Below are 22,549 nucleotides of genomic sequence, written 5' to 3' on the forward strand. Positions count from 1 at the left end.
GGCCCGCGTGCCGGATCCCGAATATAAAGAGGTGTCCTCCATGCTGCAGATCCAAATGCGAATATTGCGCGTTTTCGGAATGCCTTCGGCGGAAGTCGCGGCGATTGTCCGTGCCGCGCGGGACGAAGGCTGCCCCAGTGTGCGCCAGAAGGAACGGGACGGGGAGTACCTTGTCTGTGTGCAGGCATCGGCTCCCACCCAGGCCATGGCGGACGAATACTGTGAAAAATGGACCCAGAAACTGCGCACCCGCTTCGGCGATGCGCTGTACGGCATGGGGGATACCACGCTGGCCCAGGCCACGCTGAATGCCCTGCTCAAAAAGCGCAAGCTGCTCGTGGCGGCCGACGCCGCAACGGGCCGGCTGCTGGGCAGTGCGCTGCAGGGGCTGGAACACAGCGAAGCGGTGTTTGACTTCGGCAACCAGACCTACGCCAACCCCGAAGCCGCCAAGCGGATCATCACGCCCCCGGGCATCCTCAAAAAATTCCCCGGCGACATCATGCAGGCCGCTGCCGGCCGTGCCCAGCTCGCAATGGAGGTGTCCGGCGCGGACTGTGCGGCCGTGTATATGCCCGCCACGGTGGGCCAGGCGCCCTTTGTGCTGATCTGCACCAAGCAGGGGGCCGCGGCCTGTGCTCTGAGCCCCGAACTGTCCGACGCTGCCATCACCAACAACATTCTGGACCTTGTGCGGCGCCGGGTGCTCGGTCTGCGGCTCAGTGCCTCGACGATCACCTTCCGGCCCGGGCGGGAACACGCCCTGCTGCTCGTCAGCCAGGAGGGTCAGCCCCGCAGCCCGATGCGTTTCTCGGTGCGGCACCGCCCCAAACAGGCTTCCCGCCCCGCCGACGCCGCCAAACCGGCCCAGCCGGCTGCCCCGGTCGGCACCATCACCTTTGAAACGCCCACGACCCGGCCCGCGCAGCCGGCTGCCCCTGCCGTGACGACCCCGCCGCCCCGCCGTCGGGAACAACCCGCCGCAGCGGAGTCCGACACGCTGCCCGATCCGACCGATCTCTATACCGTCGGCCCCGAGGCCGCCGCCGCAGCCCGCGCCCGCCGCACCGCCCAGCGCAGCCCCGAACCGGAACAGCGCAGCGCCCCGGCCGCGCCCTCGCTGCTGGATCAGGAAATTCCGGATTTCTCGGCCGGACTGGACCCCGCCGCCATGGAAGCGGCCCGGCAAGCCGATGAGAAGGCCCCGCCGATCCCCGCCGACGAGTTCCAGCGCGCCGCCAGCAAGCTGTTTGCCGACTATGACACCAATCCCGCGCCCGCCGCGCCGACCCGGACTGTCTCGACGGGGCGCAGCAAGCCTGCCGGCCGCGGCAAGCCCGCCGCGGCTCCGGCCCGGGAACAGCCCGCCCAGCCTGCGGCGGAGCCCCGGACCACCCGGCCGCTGCCCCGCTCGGGCACCGTCAAGAACCGCAGCCTGGCCATGATCGAGAAGGCCGAAAAGCGCACCCGCCGCAACCGCATTGCCGCGGCGGCGGGCATCCTGGTGCTGATCGCGGCGGTCTGCCTGATTGTGGGCATCGTGCGCCGCGACCCCGGCAGCAAACCCTCCTTCAAGAACTACGGCACCGCGCCCTTCGATGAGAGCGCGACGGGATACCTCGACAGCGCCGCCGACAAGCTGGGCGTGCAGGGATACCTGGCCTGGCCCGGCATGACCGGCACGCTGGTCTATCCCCGCGGCTACCTGGCCGAAAAGGACCATACCGCCGCCTTCTACGGCAATGCCCGGATGAACGCCGCCACGCCGTCCAACACGGTCATCTCGGGGGTCAAGGAACTGACCACCCTGACCGATCTCGAAACCTTCAAGCGCAACAGCGGCTTCACACTGTACACCGACGGTGGCATCTACCGCTGCAAGGCCGTTGCGCTCTACTATGCCGATACCGATGAGTTCGACCCCACCAACTGGGGCGATCTCTCGCGCTACTACGATTATCTGAACTTCACGCTGGGCATCACGGCACGCAGCCTCTTTGACACCGGCACCGAACCCGGGGACACCAGCAGTTTCCTGACCCTCTGCACCCAGACCGATGACGGACTGCTCTGCCTGACCGGCCGGATTCTCGCCGACGGGGAGGATACCACGCTGGCGACGAGCAGCATCACCGAGGCCCAGGACCCGCTGATGACCCAGCAGCAGTACCAGGAGGACGGCCGGGAACGCCCGGTCACTGCCAAGGCCCTGGCCGCCGTGCTGATGCGGCGCGGGGGCGGGACCGATGTCTCGGCGGACAGCCAGACCCCCGACACCGACACCGCATCGGATAGTGACGAGGAACTGGACCGCCAGGTCGAGGAACTGACCCGGCGTACCCAGGAGCTGCTGGCGTCGGCCGACCAGCTGCTGGCCGGCCTGACCGATCTGGCCGGGGATGACGATGCCGCCGAGGATGACCTGAACCAGGGCGCCGAGGGCGGTGTTCCGACCCAGGCCGTCACGGTCGAGGCCGTCAAGGCCGAGCAGCCCACCCCGGCGCCCGACCCGACCCAGGTCCCCGAACAGACCTATACCGCCGAGCCGGAACAGTACGCCGCAGCGGCGGAAACCATCGATGTGACGATGAACGGGACCCAGCAGACGCTGGACCTTGTGCAGTGCCTGGCCATGATTGCCCAGAACGAGCTGGGGGACGGCGCCCCCGCCGAGGCCTACAAGGCGCAGTGCGTCGCCGCGCATTGCTGGATTCTCAGCCAGGGCGGATTCCCCTCGGTGGCGGGCACCGACCCCGGCCCCGAGGCCCTCGCCGCCGCCCAGGAGGTCGCCCATGTGCTCGTGACCTATAACGGCGAGGTCTGCTTCACCCCGTACTTTGCCTCGGCCTCCACCGGCACGGCCTCCTCGAAGGATGTCTGGGGCGTGGACCGCCCCTACCTGCAGGCGGTGGACAGCCCCTATGACCAGCAGACCGCTACCCACTGGAACACCAACGGCAGCAGCACCGGCTGTGCCCGGTTCAGCCGCCAGACGCTGCAGGACCGTATTCTGGAACAGATGGGGGTGGATCTGTCCGGCGTGGACCCCAACAGCTGGTTCACCATCCTGTCCGCCAACGAGTACGGCTGGGTCAGCCAGATGCAGATCGGCCCCAACGCCAGCGGCAACGATACCTGCTCGGGACGCTGGTTCCGGGAAGTGCTGCTGGCGGGCCAGAGCGTTGACGGGCGCAGCCTGCGCAGCCAGTGCTTTACCGTTACATACGACGCCGGCCTGGACTGCTTCATCTTTGATGTGTATGGATACGGCCACGGCTGCGGCATGAGCCAGTGGGGCGCCGTCGGCTACGCGCTCAACGGCTGGGACTATGCTTCCATCCTGACGCATTACTACCCCGGCACCACGCTGACCACCTACTGATTCGGCAGCAATGATGACTAGTACCTCCTTTCCCTGCGTAGAATAGCAACAGGGAAAGGAGGTCTTTTTATGCCCAAATCCGAACCGATGTCCCGTCCCGGCCCCGCGGCGGAACTGCGCCGCCGCCTGGCGGGAATGCCGGGGCTGGATCTGCCGTTTCTCGTGCTGCTGCTTCTGCTGCTCTGCTTCGGGCTGATCATGCTGTTCTCGGCCGGGTATGCCGTTGCGCTCTACCGCCGCGGCGACGCCTACACCTATATCCGCCCGCAGCTGCTCTTTGCGGCGCTGGGCGTCGTGGCCATGTACGCCGCCAGCCTGGTGGATTACCATGTCTGGCACCGGCTGGCCTGGCCGATGCTCGGCATCTCGCTGGTGCTGCTGACCATCGTGCTCTTCATGCCGGAATACAACGGCTGCAAGCGCTGGATCGTCCTGCCCGGGCTGGGCACCCTCCAGCCCAGCGAGATCGCCAAATTCTCGGTGATCCTGGTCTTTTCTCACCTGATTTCCCTCAACCATGACCGGATGAAAACCTTCTCGACAGGGGTGCTGCCCTTCATGCTCATCCTCGGCCCCGTCGCGGTCCTGATGCTGCTCGAACCCCATCTGTCCGGCACCGTGCTGATCCTGGGCATCGGGGCGGTGCTCATGTTCGTGGGCGGCACCGGCCTGCGCTGGTTCGGCCTGGCCGGTGCGGCGGGCATCGGTGCCGTGGCCGCCGCCGTCCTGCTGCTGCCCGAGCTGGTGCCCTACGCCATGGACCGTCTGGCCTCCTGGCGGGACCCCTTCGCCGACCCGCTCGGCGAGGGCCACCAGACCATCCAGAGCCTCTACGCCATCGCCTCGGGCGGGGCGGCCGGACTCGGCCTCGGCAACAGCCGCCAGAAATACCTCTATGTCCCCGAACCGCAGAACGACTTCATCTTCTCCATTCTCTGCGAGGAACTGGGGTTTGTGGGGGCGGCGCTGGTCATCCTGCTATTTTTGCTGCTGTTCCTGCGCGGCATGCAGATCGCCGTCCGCGCAAGGGACAAATTCGGTGCGCTTCTCACGGTGGGATTTGTCGTGCAGGTCATTCTGCAGGCCGTTCTCAACATCGCCGTGGTCACCAACACCATCCCGAATACCGGCATCAGTCTGCCGTTTTTTTCCTCGGGCGGCACCAGCCTGATGATGCTGCTCGGGGAGATGGGCATTGTCCTCTCGGTTTCCCGCCAGGCGGACCCCGGATGAAGGGAAACATTTCTGTATTGAATTCGTGCCGGGTTTACGCTATAATACCCAAAGATCATGGAATCTTTTGCGTTTTTTTGCAGAGGCCCGGCTATGCAGAACTCACCCTCCCCAATTCAACAGATCTCTCCCGTCAGACAGGCCGTTCGGATGCTGGCGGCGTTCGGGGGCACCCTGGCGGTGCTCCTTGTTCTGCTGCTCGCGGCCTGCGCGCTGCCCGACGGGGCGGTCCTGCGTCAGGTCCGGCAGTCCGCCCGGACCATCGCCGCCGAGGGCCTGTATCCCGAATACCTCGGCTGCAAGCTTCTGCAGATGGACAATTATACCGATACCGTCATGCTCTTTGAGGCGGCTGCGATGGGGGAGAGCGATCCTCTGCATGGGGCCATGCAGGCCACCGCCTACAATGTCGATAACTTTGAGACGCTGGCCGATGACCTGATCGCCTACTGTGACGCCCGTCTGGACCAGCAGTCCCCCGGCGAGGACCTTGAACCCTTCTCCTACGCGCGGTACTGGCACGGCTATCTGATCTGGCTGCGCCCGCTGCTCTGCCTCATGCCCATCACCGGCGTGCGGACCGTGCAGTATCTGGTCCTCTTTGCCCTGCTGGCCATTGTGCTGGCCCGGATGCGCCGCGTCTGCGGCCGCTGGCCCGCCGTCTGGTTCGCCGTCAGTCAGCTGGCGGTGGCCGTGGTCCTCGTGCCCCGGCAGGTGCAGTTCTTCACCACCTTCCTGATTGCCTATGCCGGCTGTCTGGCCGTGCTGGTCCGGCCCCGCCGTCCGCAGGAACTGGCGGTGCTGATGGTCATTCTCGGCACCTGCACGGCCTTCTGCGACCTGCTGGTGACCCCCATCCTGACGCTCGGCCTGCCCATGGCGGTCTGGCTCTGCTGTCTGCCCCAGCGCCTCTGCTCGGGACCCAGACAGTGCCTGCCGGTCATTTCGGGCAGTCTGTGCTGGGGCGTCGGCTACGGGATGTGCTGGGCCGGCAAATGGGTGCTGGCCACGCTGATCACCGGCCGCGATGTCATCGGGGACGCTCTGCATCAGGCGGGGGTGCGCACCACCGCCGATACCTGGCACGGAATGGAGCTGACCTGGGGCAATATTTTCCGCTTTGTCTATGAAACCCTTGCCGGACATGGCCTGCTCTGGCCCTGTGTGGCTGCCGTTGTGCTGGCTGCGGCGCTGTTTGGCCTCTGCATCCGCCGCCGCGATGCCCTGCTCCGGGCACTGCCGCTCGGCCTGACCGCGCTGATGGCGCCGGTCTGGCTGGCGGTGCTGCGCACCCATTCCATCCAGCACGGATGGTTTACCTGGCGCAGCCTGGCTGTGACGCTGTTTGCCGGCATGGCGTTCGTCTATTACTCCTGCAGTCTCCGGACCGGCCTGCGCCGTCTGGCTGCGCTGCGCAAAACATCACGGGAAGATCATCTATGAACGACGAAAAAAATATGGCGCAAGCCGCCGACAGTGAACCCTCCACCGAACCCGCCCGCCCCGACGAGAACACCGCCCCCGCCGCTTCCGAACCCTCCGCACCGGCCGGGGACACCCCGCAGGACGCAAAACCGCCCCGCAAACCGCGCCCGCTGTGGCAGAAACTGCTGGCGGTCTTTGCGGCCGCGCTGGTGGTGCTGCTGGCCGCCGCGTTCCTGTACATCAATTCCAAGCTGGACTTAATCCATTACAGCGACGGCACGGTGGACGAGGTGGGAACCATCGACGCCGGGGAGGACCAGGACCTGGACACCACCGGCCTCGAAACCAACAACGATGAGATGTATATGCCGGAAGGAAGCCCCTTCCAGGATGACGATGTGCTGAACATCCTGCTCATCAGCACCGACGAGCGCACCGACGCCGTCAACGATTGGGATGCCTTCACCCATCTGAACCAGCTGGACGGCACCCGTGCCACGACGGAATTCAGCGATGATGCCCGTGCCGACAGCCTGATTCTGTGCTCCCTCAACATCCGGGAGGACACCATCAAGCTGGTCTCCATCGAGCGCGCCACCGGCGTGCCCATCCTGCTGGACGGCTACGAGGGCCAGTATGACTGGATCACCCACACCTTCCGCTACGGCGGCGCCAAGCTGACGATGGACACCGTGGAGGACTGCTTCAATGTCCAGGTGGACCACTATGTCCGGTTCAACTTCAACTCCTTTGTCCAGATCGTGGACGCGGTGGGCGGCGTCGATATCCGCCTGACCGAGGAGGAGGCCAAGGCGCTGAACTGGGAAGTCCCCTCCAACTCGATGCTGATCGTCAACAAGGTGCAGCCGGGCCTCAACCACTTTGACGGCTACACGGCGCTGCAGTATGCGCGTCTGCGCGCCATCGACGACGACTGGCACCGCATCCAGCGCCAGCGCACCGTCATCCAGGCGGTGCTCAACCAGATCAAGTCGGCCTCCATCACCGAACTCAACGATCTGCTGGATGCCGCGCTGCCGCTTGTCCAGACCAACTTCACCAAGACCGAGATCGCGGCCCTGATGCTCCAGCTGCCCGGCTTCCTCGGCGTCACGGCCCAGCAGATGTCGCTGCCGGCGCAGGGAACCTATGGCGTGCGCATCGGCATGGATGACCGCTCGATGTACGACCCCGACTGGGCCGAGAATATCCGTCTGCTCCACCAGTTCCTCTACGGCCGCGATGCGACCCGCGACTGGTTCCAGACCCCCGAGAGCGCCGAGGAAACCTCCGACGGTGAGGAGACGGCGGACAGCGACGCCTGGAGCGAGGAGGAAGCCCCCGCGGATTCGGATTCCGGAGCCGAAGAGGCGCCCGCCCAGGAGGAGGCCGCGGACACCGGCTCGGATTCCGACTGGCAGGACAGCGCCGGTTCGGACTGGGAATCCGACTCCTGAGCCCGCCGCCGGCGGATTTTTTGGCCGAAAGGGTTGACAAATCCCGGCGACTGTGCTTTAATGGACGAAACCGATGAAGCGAAGATAAAACTGCAGGCGCACCCACAGAGAGCCCCCGATGCTGGGAACGGGGCGGAGAGCGGCGCAGACAAATGGTTCGCTGAGGGCACGGGGAAAGAGCCGCTGGCTTGAGTATCCGCTGACGGAAGCCTCCGTTACCGGGCAGGGGAATGGTAGTTCTCCGCAGAGTGGCCGCGCCGACTGCGCGGCAAGCAAGGTGGCACCACAGATTTGATATCTGCCCTTGCACAGAAGATACTTCTGTGCAGGGGCTTTTTTTCATAGCTTTGCACAGGGAAGAGAGGAAACCGATGATGATCCGATTGAAAGAGCGATGGCGTAACTGCAATTTGTAAACAATCCAAAAAATCTACAAATTGTACAATCGAAAGGAGCTTCTCCCATGAAAAAGCTGTTTGCCGTCCTGTCCGCCTCCGCCATGATGTTCTCTCTTGCCGCCTGCGGCAGCACCGCCGATTCCGGCTACAAGATCGCCATTGTCCAGCAGATGGACCATGCCAGCCTGGACGAGATCCGCACCGCCATTGAGGCCGAGCTGGATGCCCGCGCCGCGTCCGAGAACATCACCATCGAATACAAGGACTTCAACGGTCAGAATGACCCCACCACCCTCAACCAGATCGGCACCCAGGTCGTGGCGGACGGCTACGACGCCGTGGTCCCCATTGCCTCCCTGGCGGCCCAGTGCATGGCCAACGCCTGCGCGGACACCAAGACCCCGGTGGTCTATGCGGCCATCAGTGACCCCGAGGCCGCCGACCTGACCGGGCTGGACTATGTGACCGGCACCTCCGACGCGCTGAACACCTCCTTCATTCTGGATATGATGCTGGCCGTGAACCCCGACGTCAAGACGGTTGGCCTGCTCTACTCCAACTCGGAGCCCAACTCCGAAAAGCCCATCGCCGAGGCGAAGGAATACCTTGACCAGAAGGGCATTGCCTACCTGGAAGCCACCGGCAACACCAACGATGAGATCCTCACCGCCGCCTCCAACCTGGTCGGCCAGGTCGATGCGGTCTTTACCCCCACCGACAACGTCGTCATGGCGGCCGCGGCTGCGGTCTCCGAGACGCTGACCCAGGCGGGCATCCCGTACTACACCGGCGCGGACAGCTTTGTCACGGCGGGCGCCTTCGTCACCAGCGGTGTCAACTACACCGATCTGGGCACCTACACCGCCGACATGGTGCTGGATGTCCTTGAAACCGGAACCGTGCCGGAGTATCATGTGATGGACGGCGGCATCATCACCGTCAACACCGAGACCGCCGCGGCGCTGGGCATTGATCCCTCGGTCTTTGAGGGCATGGCCGGCCAGGTCGTCCAGGTGACCACCGCTCAGGAATGAGGCCGTCGATTTTTTAGTAAGGAGCCTTGCTTATGTTTTCCCTCGCGATCGTGCAGAGCGCCCTGGAACTGGGATTCATCTACGCCCTGGTGGCGATGGCCCTGTTCCTGAGCTTCCGCGTCCTGAATATTGCTGATATGACCACCGACGGCGCCTTTACGCTGGGCTGTGCGGTATCGGCCACCGCCGCTGTGGCGGGCCATCCGTTCCTCGGCCTGGTGCTGGCCATGGCGGCCGGCGCCTGTGCGGGATTCATTACGGCGTTCCTGCAGACGCGCATGGGGGTGCCCTCCATTCTGGCGGGCATCATCACCAACACCGGCCTGTACACCGTCAACCTGGCCGTGATGGGGTTCTCCTCCAACGTCCCGATGCTCAAGACCGACACCATCTTCACGGCGGCGCGGTCGCTGCTCGGCGAAAACCTGCCCTACAAACTGCTCATTGCCGTTGTCATCACGGCGCTGGTCTGCACGGCGCTCATCCTCTTCCTGACCACCCGGCTGGGTCTGTCCATCCGGGCCACCGGCGATAACCCCGACATGGTCCGGGCGTCCTCCATCAACACCGCCTTCACCATCACCGTGGGGCTCTGCATCGCCAACGCCATGACTTCGCTGTCCGGCGCCGTGCTGGCCCAGTACCAGAAATCCGCCGACATCAACCTCGGCACCGGCATGGTCGTCATCGGCCTGGCTTCGCTGATCATCGGCGAAACCCTCTTCGGCCGGGGCGGCATGTGGACCAAGGCGGTGGCGGCTGTGGCCGGCAGCGTCATCTATCGCTTCATCATTGCGCTGGCCCTGCGCGCCAACGTGCCCAGCGAATGCCTTAAACTGATCTCCGCCATCATCGTGGCGCTGGCCATCGCGGCCCCCGCCCTCCGGAAGAGCGCTTCTCTGCGCCGCCGCCATGCGGCCGCCATCCGGGAAAGGGGGAAGACCCATGCTTGAACTCCGACAGGTCAGTATGACCTTCAACCCGGGGACCGTCAACGAAAAAAAGGCCCTCACCGACATCAACCTCAAACTGGAAGCCGGGGACTTTGCCACCATTGTGGGGTCCAACGGCGCCGGCAAATCCACCCTCTTCAATGCGATTGCCGGCAGCTTCATCCCCGACACCGGCAGCATTGTGCTGGACGGCACCGACATCACCTTCTGGCCGGATTTCCGCCGTTCCAAGGCGATCGGCCGGCTGTTCCAGGACCCGCTCAAGGGCACGGCCCCCAGCATGACCATCGAGGAAAACCTCGCTCTGGCCTTCCTGCGCGCCTCCACCCACACCTCGCCGCTGTCCCGCATCACCCGGGCGGACCGCGAACTCTTCACCGAGCGGCTGGCCCAGCTGGGTCTGGGGCTTGAAAACCGGATGAAACAGCCGGTCGGGCTGCTCTCGGGCGGACAGCGCCAGGCCCTGACCCTGCTGATGGCGACCCTCGTCACCCCCAAGCTGCTGCTTCTGGATGAACACACCGCCGCACTGGACCCGGCCACGGCCGACAAGGTGCTGGCCCTGACCCGCCGCATTGTGGAGGAAAACCACATCACCTGCCTGATGATCACCCACAATATGCACGCGGCGCTCGAACTGGGCAACCGCACCCTGATGATGGACAACGGCCATATTGTGCTGGACATTGCCGGCCCCGAGCGCAGCGGCATGACGGTGGACGACCTGCTCGACCGCTTTGCCCACAACGCCGGACATCATCTGGACAACGACCGCATCCTGCTCAGCCGGCAGGACGGCGCGGCCGGTTAACTGCAAAAAAACGCGCCCCGACGAAGGCAGCAATGCCTGCCCGTCGGGGCGCGTTTTGATGTTTTGGGATCAGCTCACGATGGCGCCGAAGGCCGAAACCCCCAGCACGCTCAGCGTGCCCATGATGCAGCCGGCCAGCAGCACGCCGCCCATGCAGGCCAGCACGCTCTGCTTGAAATCCATGTCCAGCAGGCTGGCCGCCAGGGTGCCGGTCCAGGCGCCGGTGCCCGGCAGCGGAATGCCGACAAAGAGCAGCAGTGCCCAGAACAGACCGCGGCCGGCCGTGGCCTTGAGCTTCTCGCCGCCGTGATGACCCTTCTCAAGACACCAGGTGAAGAACTTGCCGATCACCGGTTTGTCGGCGCCCCATTCCAGAATCTTGCGGGCAAACAGGAAGATGAAGGGGACGGGCAGCATGTTGCCGATGATCGCCACGACATAGGTGCTCCACAGCGGCAGGCCGAAGGCGACACCGTAGGGAATGGCGCCGCGCAGCTCGAGCAGCGGAACCATCGAGATCAGAAAGACGGTCAGATATTTTGTCAGCATGGTGAAACCTCACAGTGTGTTTGTTCGTATCTTTCTCGCATACGACTTTCATTATACACAAAACATCGTTCTGACGCAAGACAGCGCCGCGCCAAAAGCGCTGCCGGCTTTGGTTCCAATTTTGTACGCTGTGCACACGCGCCGGGCCGGTTGACACTTTGCCCGCAAACGTCTATCATGGAACAGAAAAATAAATTGTAAAATGGGGCGTTTTTCCGACATGAAAGCAATGGATTTCTCTCTCACCCAGGGCAGCGTGCCGCGCGGCATGATCCTCTTTGCGCTGCCCATCTTTCTGAGCAACCTGTTCCAGCAGCTCTACAACGCCGTGGACTCCCTCATCGTGGGCAACATCCTCGGCGGTGCGGCGCTGGCGGCGGTCAGCTCCTCCAGCAGCCTGATCTTCCTGCTGACCGGCTTTGTCAACGGCATCTCGATGGGTGCCGGCGTCCTCATTGCCCGGGCCTACGGCGCCAAGGATGACGATGTGCTGCACCGTGTGGTCCACACCACGGTGGCGCTGGGTCTGGCCATCGGCGCGGTGCTCACCGTGGTCGGCGTCGTCCTCACACCGCAGATCCTGCGCTGGATGGGCACCCCCCAGGATGTGCTTCCCAACTCGGTGGTGTATTTCCGCGTGTACTTCCTCGGCTCGCTGGCCGTCGTGCTCTACAATATGGGCGCCAGCATCCTGCAGTCGGTGGGGGACAGCCGCAGCCCCATGAAATACCTCGTCCTGGCCTCGCTGATCAACGTGGTGCTGGACCTCTTCCTCATCGGGGTGGTCCATACCGGTGTCGGCGGCGCTGCGCTGGCCACCATCATGTCGCAGGCGGTCTCGGCGGCGCTCTGTTTCCGCCGTCTCGGCCGCGCCCCCGAAGCCTGGGGCGTGCGCTGGCGCCAGGTGCGGTTTGACCTGCCGATGCTGCGCGCCGTCATCGCCCAGGGCGTTCCCTCCGGCGTCCAGTCCTCGGTGGTCTCGCTGGCCAACGTCATCGTCCAGGCCAACATCAACACCTTCGGCGCCTCCGCCATGGCGGGCTGCGGCGCATACAGCCGCATCGAGGGCTTTGCCTTCCTGCCCGTCACCTGCTTCGCAATGGCGCTGGCCACCTTTGTCAGCCAGAATGTGGGCGCCGGGCGTCCCGACCGTGTCCGGCAGGGAATGCGGTTCGGCCTGCTCTGCTCCTCGGCCCTGGCCGAGTGTGTCGGCGCCATCATCTTCCTGCTCGCGCCGGTGCTGATCGGGGCGTTCAGCCGGGAACCCGAGGTCATCGCCTTCGGTGTGCGGCAGTCCCGCACCGAGGCGCTGTTCTACTGCCTGCTGGCCTTCAGCCATTGCAGCGCCGGCATCCTGCGCGGTCTCGGCCGTCCCGTGGTGCCGATGGTGGTCATGCTGGCGGTCTGGTGCGGCCTGCGCATCGTCTACATCACCCTGATGCTCCGCCTGATCCCGCAGATCTTTGTGATCTTCACGGCCTACCCGCTGACCTGGGGCCTGACCACGCTGCTGTTTGCCTGGAGCGTGATCCATGCCAGAATTCCCGAACCGCTTCATCCGCGGCAAAACTAACAGGTGCAAACCGCGGCGGGATATGCTATAATGAGCCTGAACCAATGAACGGAGAGGAAAGGGTCTTACGATGAATCGAATGGACGCATTGACAGAGTATTCCCGGGCCCAGAAACTGGGCCAGCGGGATTACCGCGAAAAGGTGATGGCAGGCCAGTACCCCTACCTGCCGGCACTGGACGATATGACGGACAAGCTCAACGTCGAGGCGCAGCTGCCCCTCGGCACCGTCGAGATCCCGCTGGAGCTGGTGGCCGGCACCAAGACGGCAGGCCGCACGGCGGCATTTGCCTCCAACTTTATGCCGCTGCTGCCGGAAAAATCCGAGTTTGCCAACAAATGGGTCAGCCTGTGCCTGGCGCATCTGGAGGAAGGCATCCACGACCCGATCCGCTGCTTTGAATATCTGGGCCGTTTTTATGTCCAGGAGGGCAACAAGCGGGTCAGCGTCCTGAAATATTTCGGGGCGGATTCCATCTCGGCCAACGTGACCCGGATGGTGCCCCAGTACACCGACACCCCGCAGATCCGGCTCTACTACGAGTTCATGGAATTCTATCCGCTCTGCCGGCTGTACAGCCTGAAATTCACGCAGGAAGGCAGTTTTGCCCGGCTGCAGAAGGCCCTCGGCATGGCCCCCGGCGAAAAGTGGGATGACGATGTCCGGGCCGATGTGCTGAGCCTGCTGAACTGGGTCAAGAAAGCCTACTATGCCCACGGCGGCGACCGGATGCACACGACGCCCGCCGATGTGCTGCTGCTGTTGCTGCGCGTGTACAAGCGCGATGAACTGAAAAACTATTCTCCCGCCGAGCTGGCCAAGGCCATCGACGCGGTGTGGGACGACGTGCTGGCCATCGAGCGGCCCGAACCGGTCAAGCTCAGCACCCAGCCGCCCGCCCCGGCCGAGAAGAGCGGCCTGCTGGACCGCATCCTCACTGGCAAGCGCAATGCGCCGGAGCACCTCAAGGTGGCGTTCGTCAATGAGCGCACCCCCGAGACCAGCACCTGGACGAGCCTGCATGAGTTCGGCCGGACCCAGCTGGATATGGTCTTTGCGGGCCAGGTGGAAACGGTGGCCTACCATGGCGCCGAGGCCGGCCGCAACGCCGACGAGCTGGTGGAAAAGGCCATCACGGACGGGGCCGACATCGTCTTTACGACCTCGCCCAAGCTGGTGGGAGCGTCGCTCCGGGCGGCCCTGCGCCATCCCGAGGTGCGCATCCTCAACTGCTCGGTGGATATGCCCTATGCCTCCATCCGCACCTACTACACCCGCGTCTATGAAGCCAAGTTCATCACGGGTGCCATTGCGGGCGCCTTTGCCCAGGGGGACCGCATCGGCTATGTCGCCGATACCCCCACCTTCGGTGTGCCCGCCAACATCAACGCCTTTGCGCTGGGCGCGCGGATGGTCAATCCGCGCATCAAGGTGGATCTGCGGTGGACCAGCCTGGACGACGATCCGGTCCGCAGTTTTGCCGAGCAGGGCATCACGGTGGTTTCGGGCCGCGATGCCCCCGCGCCGGGACGCCCGGCCCGGGAATTCGGGACCTTCCAGATCCGGCCGGGCGGCATGCTGGCCGACCTGGCCAGTCCTTTCTGGCACTGGGGCCAGTTCTACGAGAACGTCATCCGCACCGTCCTCAACGGCGGCTGGACCCGCGACAAGTCCGGCGTGGACGGCCGGGCCGTCAACTACTGGTGGGGCATGAACAGCGGCGTCATGGATGTGCTGTTCAGCCGCGAACTGCCCCACGATGTGCGCCATCTGGCCGATATTCTGCGTTCGGGCATCATTTCGGGCAGCATTGACCCGTTTGCCTGCCATATCGTGGCCCAGGACGGCACCCTGATGAACGAGGGCCGCACCGGCTTCTCGCCGGAGCAGATCCTGCATATGGACTGGCTCTGCGACGCCGTCGAGGGGCATATCCCCGAGTTCGACGAACTCAAGGAGATTGCAAAACCGATGTACCGGATGCAGGGAATCCACCGTGACCGACTCCCGGCGGAGAAGGAGGCCGAGCTATGAAGATCCTTGCCGTTGCCGACGAGGAATCCAAATATCTCTGGGACTACTACGAACCGGGAAAACTGCACGGCATTGATCTGGTGATCGCCTGCGGGGACCTGAGCCTGTCATACCTGAATTTCCTCAGCGATGTGGCGCCGGTTCCGGTTCTCTACGTTCACGGCAACCATGACGAAAGCTATGACAGCAACCCTCCGCGCGGGGCCATCTGTCTGGATGACAATGTATTCTGCTACCGCGGCTACCGCATTGCGGGGCTGGGCGGCAGCTGCCGGTATCGTTCCGGTGCCTGGCAGTTCACCGAGGCCGAGATGAAGCGCCGCGTCCGCCGTCTGCGCACCAAGATCGAGAAGGTCAACGGGGTGGACATTCTGGTCACCCACGCGCCGCTGCACGGGTACGGGGATTTCAGTGACCTGCCCCACCGCGGCTTCACGGTCTTTTCCGAACTGCTGGATACCTACCATCCGGCGCTGATGCTGCACGGCCATATCCATCTGAACTACGGCGCCAACCTGCCGCGGGAGCAGCAGTACGGCTCCACCCGCATCATCAACGCCTACGAAAAATTCACGCTGGACCTGCCCGACAAACCCGAGCTGCCCCGGCGGCAGTCGCTGCTGGAGCGCTGGCACAGCCGGAACCGCGGGTGATCAACCCGCCCAACAAGGATAACAGGAGACAGATTATGACCAAAACCAAAATCGGTGTACTGGGCGCCGGTACCTGGGGTACCGCGCTGGCCCGCCTGCTGGCCGTCAACGGCTGTGATGTGACGATGTGGAGCGCGCTGCCCCAGGAGCTCAAGAACATGAGCGTGACCCACCAGCACCCCAATCTGCCGGGCATGAGACTGCCCGCCGAGATGCACTATACCGCCGACATTGAGGAAATCTGCACCGGCCGGGATGTGCTGCTCTTTGCGGTTCCCTCGGTCTTTGTGCGCTCCACCGCCAAAAAGGCGGCACGGTATGTACCGGACGGTCAGCTCATTGTGGAGGTGGCCAAGGGTGTCGAGGAAAAGACCCTCATGACGATGTCCGAAATCATTGAGGACGAGCTGTCCGCCGTGCCCGGCCATGACGGCTGCAAGGTGGTGGCCCTCTCCGGCCCCACCCACGCCGAGGAGGTGGCCCGCGACCTGCCCACCCTGATTGTCGCCGGCAGCGATGACAAGGCGGTCGCCCGCAGGGTCCAGCAGATCTTCACGACCCCCACCTTCCGTGTCTACACCAACCCCGACCGCCGCGGCGTCGAGCTGGGCGGTGCGATCAAGAACGTCATCGCCCTGGCCGTCGGCATTGCGATGGGCCTGGACTACGGCGACAACGCCAAGGCGGCCCTGATCACCCGCGGCAACGCCGAGCTGTCCCGCCTGGGCATTGCGATGGGCTGCCAGCCCGAAACCTTCGCCGGCCTGTCCGGCATGGGGGACCTCATCGTGACCTGCACCAGTATGCACAGCCGCAACCTCCATGCCGGCATGCTGATCGGCCGCGGCATGGACCCCGAACAGGCCAAAAAGGAAGTCGGCCAGGTGGTCGAGGGCATCAACGCCCTGCCCGCCGCCTGCCGCCTTGCCAAGAAATATAAGGTGGAAATGCCCATCGTCACCGCCGTGTCGGACATCCTTTCGGGACGTCTGGCGGCCAGCGATGCCCTGACCTCCCTGATGGGACGCCAGCTCAAGCCCGAATAAGGCAGAAAAGAGGTGCCTGCGATGTTCCGCTTGGTCCGATGGTTTGCCGGTGCCGCTGCCATGCTGCTTCTGGCAGGATGTGCGGCGCCTTCCACCCCGTCTGCCGCCGCCACGCCCGTGCCGGTGCAGCCCACCGCCGTGCCCACGGCCGCACCCACCCCCACAACGGCACCTACCCCCACCCCCCAGCCGCTGCCCGCCGGCGTTCACTGGGCGGTGGAACCGTCCTTTGCCTATGACGATGTGCAGCCGATGATGTACCACGGCAGGAAGGACCGGTACGATTTCAATTCCAACCGCGGCATCGTGACGGCGGACGGCAACTCCAGCTTTACCGTCACCGATGCGGAAGGGGAGACGCTCAAGGGCCTGACCGATGTCAACGGCACCGTCATCGCCGAGCCCCGGTTCACCGATCTGTACTGCGACTGGGATGCCCAGTACGCCATCGTCAGGGACTGGGACGAATTCTACACCCTCGACGAGAACGGGCAGCTCGCGCCGTCCACGATGCAGGCCTGCCATTGGATCATCGGCACCTGCGGCTATGCGCCGCTGGTCTGGGTCGAGGACGAGGGCACGTTCCATTGTGCCGGCGGCTGTGACACCGGCATTGATCCCTGGACCACATCCGGCAGCCACGCTCCCTGCGCCGCGTACTGGCTGGACACCTATGAGGAGAATCTTCCCCTCGAATGCAAGGTGGTGCTCACCGACGGCACCCGGCCGGTCAGCGATGACCAGTACGAGAAGGCCGGCGCGTACAGCTGCGGCGTCATCCCGGTCTGTCAGAACGGACGCTGGGGCTATGCCGACGAGCAGGGCAGCCTGGTGTTCCCCTGCGAGTATGATGCCTCCTTCATGAAAAGCGCCTACCCGGCCACCGAGGACACCGTTGTGCTCTGCCGTGACGGCCAGTATGCGCTGTACAATCTGGACGGCACCGAACGCATCCCCTTCGGCGTGCTGGATGAACTCCGCCCGGTGCAGGGCGGCCGGCTGTGGGCCTGCCAGAACGGCCTGTGGGGCGTGCTGGAACTTGAAACCGCCTGAACCTGAATACACAAAAGACCTCCGCGCAATCCTGCGCGGAGGTCTTTGTCATAGCAGCGGCCGGCCGTCCAGAACGGCCCGGACCAGCGTATCGCCGTCATAGGTCAGTTCCAGATGGAAAAACGGTGCATTGCGGGCCAACAGATCAAGAAACAGCCTGTCGCCCTCCCAGATCGGCAGCGAGGTCACCTGTTCCTTGGGCACCCATTCCAGCACCCCTTCCCGGCAGTCTGTCAGCGTGCCGGTGAACTCGGTGCAGGTGTACAGGTGCATCCGCTCGGCGGGCCAGGGATCACAGTAAAAATCCACAATGCCGCGGTACAGCGGTGCGAGCATCGTCAGGCCGGTTTCCTCCCGCACCTCCCGCAGCGCACAGGCCGGGGCATCCTCCCCGGGTTCAAACTTGCCGCCCACGCCGATCCATTTGTCGTGGTTGACATCCTTCTTCTTTTTGATGCGGTGCAGCATCAGATAACAGCCGTCCCGCTCCAGATAACACAGCGTTGTTTGCAGCAGCTCTGCCATTCAGACCGCCCCTTTCCCGTCCTATTGTACCAGCCGTCCCGCAAAAGGACAAGGGACAAAGGTATAATTTGACTCATGTGCTGCAAACTATTTCCAGAAGGGCGACCAAAGAAGCCCGGAAGGCGGCGCGCACTTCCGGGCGGTGATTCAGTCAAACTTCAGATCGGGCGGCACATCCAGCTTTTCCGGAACGGGCCTGCCGTTTTTCCGGTGCTGCCGGACACATTCGGTCAGCAGATATTCAATCTGCCCGTTCACCGAGCGAAAATCCTCCTCCGCCCAGGCCGCAATCGCTGCGTACAGACTGGGGGACAGACGCAGCGGTACCTGTTTCTTGGCGTCCGGTGCCATCAGTAGATGCTTCCCGAATTGACGACCGGCTGGGCGTCCCGGTTGCCGCACAGGACCACCAGAAGATTGGAGACCATCGCAGCCTTCCGCTCCTCATCCAGCTCTACCACATGGTTCTCCCCCAGACGATCCAGCGCCATCTCCACCATGCCGACCGCGCCGTCCACAATCATCTTGCGGGCGTCGATGATGGCCGATGCCTGCTGCCGCTGCAGCATGACGGCGGCAATCTCCGGCGCGTAGGCCAGATAGGTGATCCGGGCTTCCAGAATCTCCAGCCCGGCCTCGCTGACCTTGCTCTGGATCTCATCCCGGATGCGGGCGGCCACCACCTCGCTGGACCCGCGCAGACTGCCCTCGTCGGCAATGCCGTCGCCCGTCGTGTCCACATTGGGGGCCACGTCGTAGGGGTAGATCCGCACAATGTTGCGCAGCGCGCTGTCGCACTGCAGCGAGAGGTATTCCTTATAATTGTCCACATTGAAGACGGCCTTCGCGGTGTCCACAATGCGCCAGGTCACGGCAATGCCGATCTCGACTGGGTTGCCCAGACAGTCGTTGATCTTCTGGCGGCTGTTGTTCAGCGTCATGATCTTCAGCGAGAGCTTTTTGCTGGTGCGCTCGGGATCATTCTTGGCCGCCGTCTTGCCGTTTTCGCTCACATCGCCGCTCTGGCCCAGACGGGTCTTGGCCGCCGGATTCACCCCGACGCAGAACGGATTGACAAAGTAAAAGCCCGGCCCCTTGAGGGTGCCGATGTAGTTGCCGAACAGCGTCAGAACCAGCGCTTCCTGGGGCTTGAGCACCTTCAGCCCGGCCCCCAGCAGCCAGCCCGCCAGCAGCCAGAGCACCAGCAGGTTTTTCAGCCAGTCCAGCAGATCCAGATCATCCAGGATCAGCAGCCCTACCACAGCCAGCACATACAGCACAATCAGAGCCAGAAGAACCGGCATTCCGTTTTTCCGGTTTGCAAGAACCTTTTCAGACATGGAAAACCCTCCTCATGAGTTGATATCAAAATGATATCACAAAGAATCTTCCATGTCAACCGGGCTGCGCGTATCGGAACGGCCCTTCTTATATAAGGAATGGGGCCGCCTCATGTTCACATACCCGGCTTTGCCGCCGGGAGATTTGCAACAAATACAGGGAGGTTTCACCAACGTATGAAAGCAACAGGCATCGTCAGAAGAATTGATGAACTCGGCCGTGTCGTGATTCCCAAAGAAATCCGCCGCACCCAGCGCATCCGGCAGGGGGACGCGCTGGAGATTTTCACCGCCGCCGACGGCCAGGTGGTGTTCAAGAAGTATTCGCCGCTGGCCGAACTGGGGCGGCTGTCGGGGTTATACGCCGATGTGCTGTCCCGCCATCTGGACCGTCCGGTGCTGGTCTGCGACCGGGATGCCGTCGTGGCGGCAACCGGCCAGGACCGCAAGCAGCTGATGGGTCAGGAAATCAGCGAGGAGGTCAGCAAACTGCTTGCGATGCGCACCCCCTACACGGCGCCCGAAGCCATCTCGCGGCGGCTGCCCGCGTTTGAAAAGAGCACCGGCACCGTGCTGTGCGCCGCGCCGATCGTGGCGCACGGCGACATCGAGGGCGGCGTGCTGCTGACCGGCTCCGATCAGGAGACCGCCCCCGACGCCGAGACAACCCGCGCAGTGAACATTGCAGCGTCGTTTTTGGGAAAGTGGATGGAGGAATAACCCAACAGGCACCGTCCGTGGGCGGTGCCGTACCAGAGCCGGAACGGTGGCCCGCCAGCGCCGTTCCGGCTCCTTTTGACGGTGGGGGATTGTGTCAAATCTGTTAAACTTTGAAACTTTTTGTGAAAACCACTTGACAGGAAAAAGAGTTGGGCTATAATAAATTTAGCACTCGGGAACATGGAGTGCTAAAAAATCGCCAACCAAAGGAGATGAGGGAGCATGGCGATGGATGCACGCAAGCAGCGCATTCTCGAAGCGATCGTTGCCCTCTATGCGACCGACGGCGAGCCGGTCGGTTCCGGGTTGTTGGCCAGCTACTTTGACATGGCGCTTTCCAGCGCAACGCTGCGCAACGAGATGGCCGCGCTCACCAAGCTCGGCCTGCTCGAGCAGCCCCATACCAGCGCGGGCCGGGTTCCCAGTTCCAAGGGGTACCGGTACTACCTCGATCATCTGATCGAGGCGCCGGGCACCACCTCGCTGGGCGAGGAGGACCGCGCCGCCATTGACCGTCTGTTTGCCAGCATGGACGTTGAACCCGAAAAGCTGGCCCAGAGCACGGCACGCGCCCTGGCCGACTACACCGGCTGCGCCGCAGCGGCCACCACGCCCCAGGCCGAGGACCTCTGCATCGCCCACTTTGAGGTGGTGCAGGTCGGACGGTATTCGGCGGCGGTTCTGGCCGTCACCAGCGCCGGCGGCGTGCGCACCCGTGTGGCGCGCATCAACACCGGCCTGACCCGCACCGATGCCGAGCAGCTGGCACAGCTGCTCAACCGCAGCCTGACCTTTGTGGCGCCGGAGGATCTCAGCCCTTCGCTCACAGCCGGGCTGGCCATGGCCGCCGGACAGCGTCTGCTGCCGGTGGTGCTGGCCGCCGAGGCACTGGTCCGCACCCGCCCCCAGGTCAGCCTGGAGGGCGCGCAGTATCTGGCCAAGATGCCGGATGTGCGCACCAACCTGGGCACGCTGCTGGAAATCTTTTCGGACAACGAAGCGGCCTGTGATCTGATCGAACCGGACGGCGGCAAGATCACCGCCACCCTCGGGGACGATCTGGACCCGCCGATGCCCAACTGCTGCATTGTCAGCAAGCGATACCTGGCAGGCGGCGGATTGCACGGCACGGTGGCCGTCATCGGGTCCAACCGGATGGAGTACCAGCGCCTGATTCCCATCCTGAATTATTTTGCCATCAAGCTCGGACAGTCGATGTCCGGTAAAAAGGAGGAGCAGATATGAGCGAAGAGACAAAGAAGCCGTCCGCGCCCGAAACCGAAGCGCAGCCGGCTCCCGAAACGAAAGCGCCCGAAGCGGAATCCCAGCCTTCCCAGCCCGAACCTGCCGAGGCAGGCAAGAGCGACGGCAAGGCCGAAAAGGAAAAGAAAGACTGGTTCGGCAAAAAGTCCCGTGAACTGGAATCCGTCAAGGCCAAGCTGGACGATGCCGAAAAGAAGAACGCGCAGCTCAAGGACCAGCTGCTGCGCACCGCTGCCGAGTATGACAACTACCGCAAGCGCAGCGCCCGGGAAGCCGATCAGAAATTCAACGACGGCGTTTCCCACGCGGTGAACCAGATCCTGGGAATTCTGGATACCCTCGAGATGGCCGCCAATGCGGAGTGCAGCGACGAGAATTACAAAAAGGGCGTCGTGATGACGCTGGACAAAGCCGGCAAGGCACTGCATACCCTGAATATCAAGGAAATCGACGCGCAGGGCAAGCCCTTTGATCCCAACTTCATGAACGCCGTCCAGCAGGTCCCGCCCGCCGAAGGGCAGGAAAGCGGAACCGTCGTGCAGGTCTTCCAGAAAGGCTACATGATCGGGGACCGCATCATCCGCCACGCCACCGTGGTTGTGGCCGAATAACGCATGACCGGACCCTTGCGGTCCGTTCAGATAAACAGTCATTATCATCCGAATATTTCCTGTAAGAAGAAATGTGAAGGGAGTTTTATAGTATGAGCAAAATCATTGGTATCGATCTTGGCACCACCAACAGCTGTGTTGCCGTTATGGAAGGCGGCGAACCCGTCGTTATCGCCAACGCCGAAGGTTCCCGCACCACCCCGTCCGTCGTCGGTTTCACCAAGACCGGCGAGCGTCTGGTCGGCCAGGTCGCAAAGCGCCAGGCCATCACCAACCCCGAGAACACCATCTCCTCCATCAAGCGTCAGATGGGCACTGCCAACAAGGTCCATGCCGGCGGCAAGGACTACACCCCCGAAGAGATCAGCGCCATGATCCTCTCCAAGCTGAAGGCGGATGCCGAGGCTTATCTGGGTGAGCCGGTCACGGAGGCCGTCATCACGGTGCCTGCCTACTTCAACGACAGCCAGCGTCAGGCCACCAAGAAC

The 22,549-nt window shown here is 63.6% G+C and carries 20 protein-coding genes; 16 read left to right on the plus strand and 4 right to left on the minus strand.

All coding sequences use genetic code 11. The annotated features are described in order from the left end of the window. Positions 1 to 40: 40 nt before the first annotated feature. The 7 genes from U0L91_RS06300 (at position 41) to U0L91_RS06330 (ending at position 10,693) form a co-directional block, all read left to right on the plus strand. The gene (locus U0L91_RS06300) at positions 41 to 3,382 is read left to right on the plus strand and encodes a SpoIID/LytB domain-containing protein (RefSeq protein ID WP_330045347.1); all 3,342 of its coding nucleotides are present in this window, start codon (positions 41 to 43) and stop codon (positions 3,380 to 3,382) included. A gap of 135 nt (positions 3,383 to 3,517) precedes the next feature. Further along, on the plus strand, positions 3,518 to 4,615 hold the full coding sequence (locus U0L91_RS06305; RefSeq protein ID WP_330045371.1) for an FtsW/RodA/SpoVE family cell cycle protein: 1,098 nt from the start codon (positions 3,518 to 3,520) through the stop codon (positions 4,613 to 4,615). Between the two features lie 93 nt (positions 4,616 to 4,708). Continuing rightward, positions 4,709 to 6,058, plus strand: a complete 1,350-nt coding sequence (locus U0L91_RS06310; protein WP_330045348.1) for a hypothetical protein — start codon at positions 4,709 to 4,711, stop codon at positions 6,056 to 6,058. Further along, on the plus strand, positions 6,055 to 7,497 hold the full coding sequence (locus tag U0L91_RS06315) for an LCP family protein (protein WP_330045349.1): 1,443 nt from the start codon (positions 6,055 to 6,057) through the stop codon (positions 7,495 to 7,497). The genes U0L91_RS06310 and U0L91_RS06315 overlap by 4 nt, the downstream gene beginning before the upstream one ends. Before the next feature lie 463 nt (positions 7,498 to 7,960). After that, complete coding sequence (locus U0L91_RS06320; protein ID WP_330045350.1) at positions 7,961 to 8,929, plus strand: ABC transporter substrate-binding protein; 969 nt, start codon at positions 7,961 to 7,963, stop codon at positions 8,927 to 8,929. 32 nt (positions 8,930 to 8,961) lie between these two features. Further along, positions 8,962 to 9,882 carry an ABC transporter permease gene (locus tag U0L91_RS06325; RefSeq protein ID WP_330045351.1) on the plus strand — a complete coding sequence of 307 codons (921 nt, stop codon included), beginning with the start codon at positions 8,962 to 8,964 and terminating at the stop codon, positions 9,880 to 9,882. Next, positions 9,875 to 10,693: an ABC transporter ATP-binding protein gene (locus tag U0L91_RS06330; protein ID WP_330045352.1), complete on the plus strand. Its 819-nt coding sequence runs from the start codon at positions 9,875 to 9,877 to the stop codon at positions 10,691 to 10,693. Before U0L91_RS06325 ends, U0L91_RS06330 begins: the two co-directional genes overlap by 8 nt. 69 nt (positions 10,694 to 10,762) lie before the next feature. Here the strand turns inward: U0L91_RS06330 and U0L91_RS06335 are convergent, their stop codons facing one another. Then, positions 10,763 to 11,239: a COG2426 family protein gene (locus tag U0L91_RS06335; RefSeq protein ID WP_481804519.1), complete on the minus strand. Its 477-nt coding sequence runs from the start codon at positions 11,237 to 11,239 to the stop codon at positions 10,763 to 10,765. Positions 11,240 to 11,462: 223 nt separating this feature from the next. Here U0L91_RS06335 and U0L91_RS06340 point away from each other — a divergent pair, with 223 nt between their 5' ends. The 5 genes from U0L91_RS06340 (at position 11,463) to U0L91_RS06360 (ending at position 17,602) form a co-directional block, all read left to right on the plus strand. Beyond that, positions 11,463 to 12,815, plus strand: coding sequence for an MATE family efflux transporter (locus U0L91_RS06340; protein ID WP_330045354.1), 1,353 nt, complete (start codon positions 11,463 to 11,465; stop codon positions 12,813 to 12,815). Between the two features lie 79 nt (positions 12,816 to 12,894). Beyond that, complete coding sequence (locus U0L91_RS06345) at positions 12,895 to 14,850, plus strand: BMP family ABC transporter substrate-binding protein (protein WP_330045355.1); 1,956 nt, start codon at positions 12,895 to 12,897, stop codon at positions 14,848 to 14,850. Continuing rightward, the gene (locus tag U0L91_RS06350) at positions 14,847 to 15,503 is read left to right on the plus strand and encodes a metallophosphoesterase family protein (protein ID WP_330045356.1); all 657 of its coding nucleotides are present in this window, start codon (positions 14,847 to 14,849) and stop codon (positions 15,501 to 15,503) included. Before U0L91_RS06345 ends, U0L91_RS06350 begins: the two co-directional genes overlap by 4 nt. A 35-nt stretch (positions 15,504 to 15,538) precedes the next feature. Beyond that, the gene (locus tag U0L91_RS06355) at positions 15,539 to 16,549 is read left to right on the plus strand and encodes an NAD(P)H-dependent glycerol-3-phosphate dehydrogenase (RefSeq protein ID WP_330045357.1); all 1,011 of its coding nucleotides are present in this window, start codon (positions 15,539 to 15,541) and stop codon (positions 16,547 to 16,549) included. 21 nt (positions 16,550 to 16,570) lie between these two features. Then, the gene (locus U0L91_RS06360; RefSeq protein WP_330045358.1) at positions 16,571 to 17,602 is read left to right on the plus strand and encodes a WG repeat-containing protein; all 1,032 of its coding nucleotides are present in this window, start codon (positions 16,571 to 16,573) and stop codon (positions 17,600 to 17,602) included. A 48-nt stretch (positions 17,603 to 17,650) separates the two neighbouring features. Here the strand turns inward: U0L91_RS06360 and U0L91_RS06365 are convergent, their stop codons facing one another. The 3 genes from U0L91_RS06365 to U0L91_RS06375 form a co-directional block, all read right to left on the minus strand. Further along, positions 17,651 to 18,127: an NUDIX hydrolase gene (locus tag U0L91_RS06365; RefSeq protein ID WP_330045359.1), complete on the minus strand. Its 477-nt coding sequence runs from the start codon at positions 18,125 to 18,127 to the stop codon at positions 17,651 to 17,653. Between the two features lie 147 nt (positions 18,128 to 18,274). Further along, a complete protein-coding gene (locus U0L91_RS06370) occupies positions 18,275 to 18,478 on the minus strand; it encodes a type II toxin-antitoxin system antitoxin (protein WP_330045360.1) in 204 nt (67 codons plus the stop codon). Then, positions 18,478 to 19,467, minus strand: a complete 990-nt coding sequence (locus tag U0L91_RS06375) for an SPFH domain-containing protein (protein ID WP_330045361.1) — start codon at positions 19,465 to 19,467, stop codon at positions 18,478 to 18,480. Before U0L91_RS06375 ends, U0L91_RS06370 begins: the two co-directional genes overlap by 1 nt. A 177-nt stretch (positions 19,468 to 19,644) precedes the next feature. Here U0L91_RS06375 and U0L91_RS06380 point away from each other — a divergent pair, with 177 nt between their 5' ends. From U0L91_RS06380 to U0L91_RS06395, 4 genes are all read left to right on the plus strand, one after another. Then, positions 19,645 to 20,187, plus strand: coding sequence for a stage V sporulation T C-terminal domain-containing protein (locus tag U0L91_RS06380; protein ID WP_330045362.1), 543 nt, complete (start codon positions 19,645 to 19,647; stop codon positions 20,185 to 20,187). Positions 20,188 to 20,409: 222 nt separating this feature from the next. Further along, positions 20,410 to 21,432 carry a heat-inducible transcriptional repressor HrcA gene (hrcA, locus tag U0L91_RS06385; protein WP_330045363.1) on the plus strand — a complete coding sequence of 341 codons (1,023 nt, stop codon included), beginning with the start codon at positions 20,410 to 20,412 and terminating at the stop codon, positions 21,430 to 21,432. Continuing rightward, positions 21,429 to 22,061 carry a nucleotide exchange factor GrpE gene (locus U0L91_RS06390; protein WP_330045364.1) on the plus strand — a complete coding sequence of 211 codons (633 nt, stop codon included), beginning with the start codon at positions 21,429 to 21,431 and terminating at the stop codon, positions 22,059 to 22,061. Before hrcA ends, U0L91_RS06390 begins: the two co-directional genes overlap by 4 nt. A gap of 92 nt (positions 22,062 to 22,153) precedes the next feature. Then, a partial coding sequence (locus U0L91_RS06395; protein WP_330045365.1) for an Hsp70 family protein occupies positions 22,154 to 22,549 on the plus strand: 396 nt, incomplete at its 3' end.

Source organism: Gemmiger sp., assembly GCF_036306485.1.
Lineage (GTDB): Bacteria > Bacillota > Clostridia > Oscillospirales > Ruminococcaceae > Gemmiger.

Excerpts from the sequence above, each read along its gene's own strand:
- U0L91_RS06300 (WP_330045347.1), top strand. The coding sequence starts at position 41 with ATGCTGCAGATCCAAATGCGAATATTGCGCGTTTTCGGAATGCCTTCG.
- U0L91_RS06305 (WP_330045371.1), top strand. The coding sequence starts at position 3,518 with ATGCCGGGGCTGGATCTGCCGTTTCTCGTGCTGCTGCTTCTGCTGCTC.
- U0L91_RS06310 (WP_330045348.1), top strand. The coding sequence starts at position 4,709 with ATGCAGAACTCACCCTCCCCAATTCAACAGATCTCTCCCGTCAGACAG.
- U0L91_RS06315 (WP_330045349.1), top strand. The coding sequence starts at position 6,055 with ATGAACGACGAAAAAAATATGGCGCAAGCCGCCGACAGTGAACCCTCC.
- U0L91_RS06320 (WP_330045350.1), top strand. The coding sequence starts at position 7,961 with ATGAAAAAGCTGTTTGCCGTCCTGTCCGCCTCCGCCATGATGTTCTCT.
- U0L91_RS06325 (WP_330045351.1), top strand. The coding sequence starts at position 8,962 with ATGTTTTCCCTCGCGATCGTGCAGAGCGCCCTGGAACTGGGATTCATC.
- U0L91_RS06330 (WP_330045352.1), top strand. The coding sequence starts at position 9,875 with ATGCTTGAACTCCGACAGGTCAGTATGACCTTCAACCCGGGGACCGTC.
- U0L91_RS06340 (WP_330045354.1), top strand. The coding sequence starts at position 11,463 with ATGAAAGCAATGGATTTCTCTCTCACCCAGGGCAGCGTGCCGCGCGGC.
- U0L91_RS06345 (WP_330045355.1), top strand. The coding sequence starts at position 12,895 with ATGGACGCATTGACAGAGTATTCCCGGGCCCAGAAACTGGGCCAGCGG.
- U0L91_RS06350 (WP_330045356.1), top strand. The coding sequence starts at position 14,847 with ATGAAGATCCTTGCCGTTGCCGACGAGGAATCCAAATATCTCTGGGAC.
- U0L91_RS06355 (WP_330045357.1), top strand. The coding sequence starts at position 15,539 with ATGACCAAAACCAAAATCGGTGTACTGGGCGCCGGTACCTGGGGTACC.
- U0L91_RS06360 (WP_330045358.1), top strand. The coding sequence starts at position 16,571 with ATGTTCCGCTTGGTCCGATGGTTTGCCGGTGCCGCTGCCATGCTGCTT.
- U0L91_RS06365 (WP_330045359.1), bottom strand. The coding sequence starts at position 18,127 with ATGGCAGAGCTGCTGCAAACAACGCTGTGTTATCTGGAGCGGGACGGC.
- U0L91_RS06370 (WP_330045360.1), bottom strand. The coding sequence starts at position 18,478 with ATGGCACCGGACGCCAAGAAACAGGTACCGCTGCGTCTGTCCCCCAGT.
- U0L91_RS06375 (WP_330045361.1), bottom strand. The coding sequence starts at position 19,467 with ATGTCTGAAAAGGTTCTTGCAAACCGGAAAAACGGAATGCCGGTTCTT.
- U0L91_RS06380 (WP_330045362.1), top strand. The coding sequence starts at position 19,645 with ATGAAAGCAACAGGCATCGTCAGAAGAATTGATGAACTCGGCCGTGTC.
- hrcA (WP_330045363.1), top strand. The coding sequence starts at position 20,410 with ATGGCGATGGATGCACGCAAGCAGCGCATTCTCGAAGCGATCGTTGCC.
- U0L91_RS06390 (WP_330045364.1), top strand. The coding sequence starts at position 21,429 with ATGAGCGAAGAGACAAAGAAGCCGTCCGCGCCCGAAACCGAAGCGCAG.